This window comes from Microbispora sp. NPDC049633 (assembly GCF_040675265.1).
GTDB classification, from domain to species: domain Bacteria; phylum Actinomycetota; class Actinomycetes; order Streptosporangiales; family Streptosporangiaceae; genus Microbispora; species Microbispora maris.
Window position 1 is genome coordinate 1 of sequence record NZ_JBFAOO010000351.1, and the last position, 3,917, is coordinate 3,917.

General features: G+C 75.8%; 2 protein-coding genes. One reads left to right on the forward strand and one right to left on the reverse strand.

Going from position 1 to position 3,917, the window contains the following annotated elements; all coding sequences use genetic code 11:
* A partial coding sequence (locus AB0J39_RS38610; RefSeq protein ID WP_363474042.1) for an AAA family ATPase occupies positions 1–2,492 on the reverse strand: 2,492 nt, incomplete at its 3' end.
* Between the two features lie 229 nt (positions 2,493–2,721).
* On the opposite strand from AB0J39_RS38610, the gene AB0J39_RS38615 reads away from it, so the two are divergent.
* On the forward strand, positions 2,722–3,917 hold a 1,196-nt coding region (locus AB0J39_RS38615; RefSeq protein WP_363474044.1), incomplete at its 3' end, for a molybdopterin-dependent oxidoreductase.

The window sequence follows — 3,917 nt, forward strand, 5'->3', positions numbered from 1 at the left end:
CGCGACAGCGCGTGCGCGCGGGCGAGCGCGGCGAAACCGGAGTACGCCGGCAGACGCGGGTCCTCCAGCCGCGCGGCGAGCGCCGCCCAGCGCGCCGCGCCGGCGGACGCGTCCTCGGGCGTCTCCGCGCTCGTTCCTGCGCTCGTCCCTGCGCTCGTTCCTGTGCTCGTTGCTGTGCTCAGGGAGGCGTCCGCGTAGGCGAGCGTCTCGCACGCCTGGAGCAGTGTCCCCGGGTCCAGGCGCGGCGACTCGAACCGGTTGCACGCGTCCAGCACCGCCTCGACGCCCTCGGCGTACCTGCCCGCGTTGACCAGGGCCTGCCCGCGCGCGTAGCGCGCCGTGGCCTCCCAGGTCTCGCCCGCCCCGACACCGCGGTGCACGGCCTCCTCGCCGGCCCGCAGCGCCGCGTCGTCGTCGCCGCTCCACGACTCGACCAGGCAGACCTGGGTGAGCGCGAAGACGAGCTGCTGGCCGGAGTCGAGCAGCCGCGCGCCCTCGACGGACTCCTCGGCGGTGGCCGCGGCCTCCGCCAGACGGCCCATCGCCACCAGCGTCTTGGCCCGGCCCGCCAGGAGGTTGGTCAGGATGTAGCTCTGGCCGGTCGACCGGGCCACGGCGGCCGCCCGGTCGAAGTGCCGCAGCGCCTCGCCGTACCGGCCGAGGTGGGACTCGGCCCAGCACAGCCAGGCGATGGCGTCCAGCCATTCGGACAGGTGCTCGTCCGGCGCGTCCGCGAGCAGCTTGCCGGCGATCTCGGCGTAGCGCAGCGCGTCGTCCGTACGGCCGGCGGCCAGGGCGGGCATCGGGCGCAGCGCCGCGACCGCGACCGCGAGACCGGGCTCCCAGTCGTCTGCGTTGTCGGGCATCAGGTCGAGCACGGCCTGCGCGGCCCGGAAGTCCACCCGCATCATGCTCTCGGCGACCAGGCGCATCCGCATCGGCACGGCGGCGGCCGCCCGCGGGTTGGGCATGCGGCTCAGCTCGTCGAGCAGCAGCGCCCGCGCCTCGTGCGGGCGGTCGAGCTGGCGCTCCATCAGCGCGCACACGCGGGCCGCCCGGCCCCGGCGGGGATAGTCGTCCTCGGGCAGCATGCGCAGCAGCTCGCGGGCGGTGTCGCGGCCCTCGGCCAGCCTGCCGCTGATGCCCTGCGCCCAGCTCAGCTCCATCATCAGGGCGAGCCGGCCCTCCCGGGCGGCGGCGTCGTCCGGCATGAGCCGCAGCGCCGCCTGCAGCCAGTGCGCCGAGGCGGCCGGCGCGTGCGCGGTGACCGCGCGGGCCGCCGCCACCAGCACCTCCACGGCTCGCTGGTCGCCGAACGACCCGGAGTGCTCGACGTGATGGGCCTGCACGGTCGCGGGCGCCCCCAGCCCCGCCAGGTGGGCCGCGATCCGCGCGTGCGCGCCCAGGCGCCAGCCCGCCGCGGCGGACTCGTAGACCGCGCGGCGCACGAGGGGGTGGCGGAAGCGGAACCGCCCGCCCGCGCTGCGGACGATGTCACGCTCGACCAGCTCGTCGAGCGCGGCGAGCATGCCCTCCGGCGGCACCTCTGCGGCCACGGCGGCGATGTCGGGCTCGAACTCGTCGGCGGCCACGGCGGCCGCCTGGGCCACCAGCAGCGCCCCGGGGGACAGGTCGCCCAGCTCGACCTGGAGCGCCGCGAGCATGGTCGGCGGCAGCTCTGTGACGTCGGTGCCGCCCATCCGGGCCAGGGCCTCGAGGTAGAACGGGTTGCCGCCGCTGGCCTCGTACAGCGCCGTGCCCCGTCCCCGGCTGACGCCGGGACCGAGGAACTGCCGGACCTCCGCCGCGCTGAGCGGGCCGACCGCGACCTCGTGCCCGCGCGGCCCCGCCGCCGCGGCGAGTCTGGCGACGCGCGGGGCGGCCTGGGCCGGACGGTAGGCCACGGCCATCAGCACCGGCCCGGCGGGCGGATGGCGCACGACGTGGTCGAGGAACTCCATCGTGCCGTCGTCGGCCCAGTGGACGTCGTCGAGGACCAGCAGCAGGCCGGAGGGTCCGGCCAGCGCGCCCACGAGGTGGCGTACGGCCCGGTAGAGCCGGTAGCGGGCCAGGCCGCTGCGGTCGTCGGACAGGGCCGGTTCGTCCCCCGCCGGGCCGCCGCCGGAGGCCAGCCCGGGGAAGACACCGGACAGCAGGGCGGCCTGCCCGGTCCCCACGGCCCGGGTGACCTCGTCGCGGCGGGCGTCGAGGTGGTCGTCGAGCGCGTCCACCAGGGCGCTGTAGGGCAGCATCTGCTCGTATTCCGCGGCGCGTCCCCACAACGGGGTGAAGCCGTCCCGGCCCGCCATCGCCATCAGCTCGCCGAGCAGCCGCGTCTTGCCCGCGCCCGGCTCGCCGACCAGCGCGAGGAACTGGAACCCGTCCCGCCGGCTCGCGGCCATCGCGTCTCTCAGCGCGGCCAGCGCGTCCCGTCGTCCGACGAGCGGCGCGGCAGTGCCCGAGACGACCGGCCCGGCCGCGCGTCCATCCATCCGCACCCCACACGCGAATACGCGGGCCGCCCCTCACCAGCCGCGCACACAACTCCCAGTAAATGCACTTTACAGATCAACAGAGCGTACAGGGGTGGCAGCTCGGCATTAACCCCTTCTGGAAAGTATTCGAAAAGGAACCGGTCAGTTCGGGCGATTCCGGGATCAGGGGAGCATGGCACCGGGTACGGGACGCCTCGTTCACACATCGCCACCGCGGAGGTGCCAGGTGCTGGACCGGATCGCCGATCCCAGGGGGCGGCGCACGCCGTACGGACCTCCCGACGCGGTGGAGCGGCTGGCGGCGGCCCTGCCGAGCCACATGCGCGACGCGCTCCCTTCGGTCATCCGTCTCGGCAGCCCCTGGCCGGTGCGCGTGGACGTGTTCCTGGAGGACGGCCTCACCGAGCAGCAGGTCGAGCGCTGGGCCCGCGCCGTGTCGGCGGCGGACTGGGGCGACAACGCCGTCGACCTGGCGGTGCGCGGCGGCCGGGTGGCCGGCGTACGCGGCCGGGCCGGCGACCGCGTCAACCACGGCAGGCTCGACCCCCGGGAGTGGCACGCCTGGCAGCCGCGCGCGGAACGCCTGACCCGCCCGCTGGTTCGTGAGGGCGGGGTACGCGAGGGCGGGCGGCTGGTCGAGGCCACGTGGGAGACCGCGATGGACCGCGTGGTCGCGAGGTCGAGGGAACTGCTCGCCCGCCCCGGCGGCTGGGGCCGTCTCGCCTTCCACACGGGCACCCGGCTGTTCCTGGAGGAGCACTACACCCTCGCCGTCATCGGCAAGGCCGGGATCGGCACCCCGCACATGGACGGCGACACCCGCTGGGGCGCGGCGGCCGCCGCGGCCGCGCTCGCGGCGAGCTTCGGCGCCGACGGACAGCCCGGCTCCTACACCGACGTGGACCACTGCGACGCGCTCGCGCTGTGGGGACACGACTGCGCCGCCTCCCATCCCGTGCTGTGGGAGCGGATGCTCGACCGGCGGCTCGGGTCCGGGCCGCCCGCCATGATCGTGGTCGGGCCCGAGGGAACGGCGGCCGCCGCGGAGGCCGACGTCCACCTCGCCGTACGTCCCGGCACCAACGTGGCGCTGCTCAACGGACTGCTGCACGAACTGATCGCGGGCGGCTGGCACGACGCGGCGTACGTCGCCGCGCACACCGTCGGCTTCGAGCACCTGTGGCGAACCGTCGAGGCCTACCCCGCGAAACGGGCGGCGGAGATCTGCGGGGTGCCGGTCGCGCTCATCGAGCAGGCCGCCGAGATCCTGGGCGCGGCCGAGCGGCTGGTGTCGACGGTGGGCCAGGACTTCCTGGGCTCCAACCAGGCGACCGCCGCGGCCTGCCAGGTCAACAACGTCCACCTGCTGCGCGGCATGCTCGGCCGCCCGGGGGCCGGGCTGTTCCAGCTCGGCGGACCCGG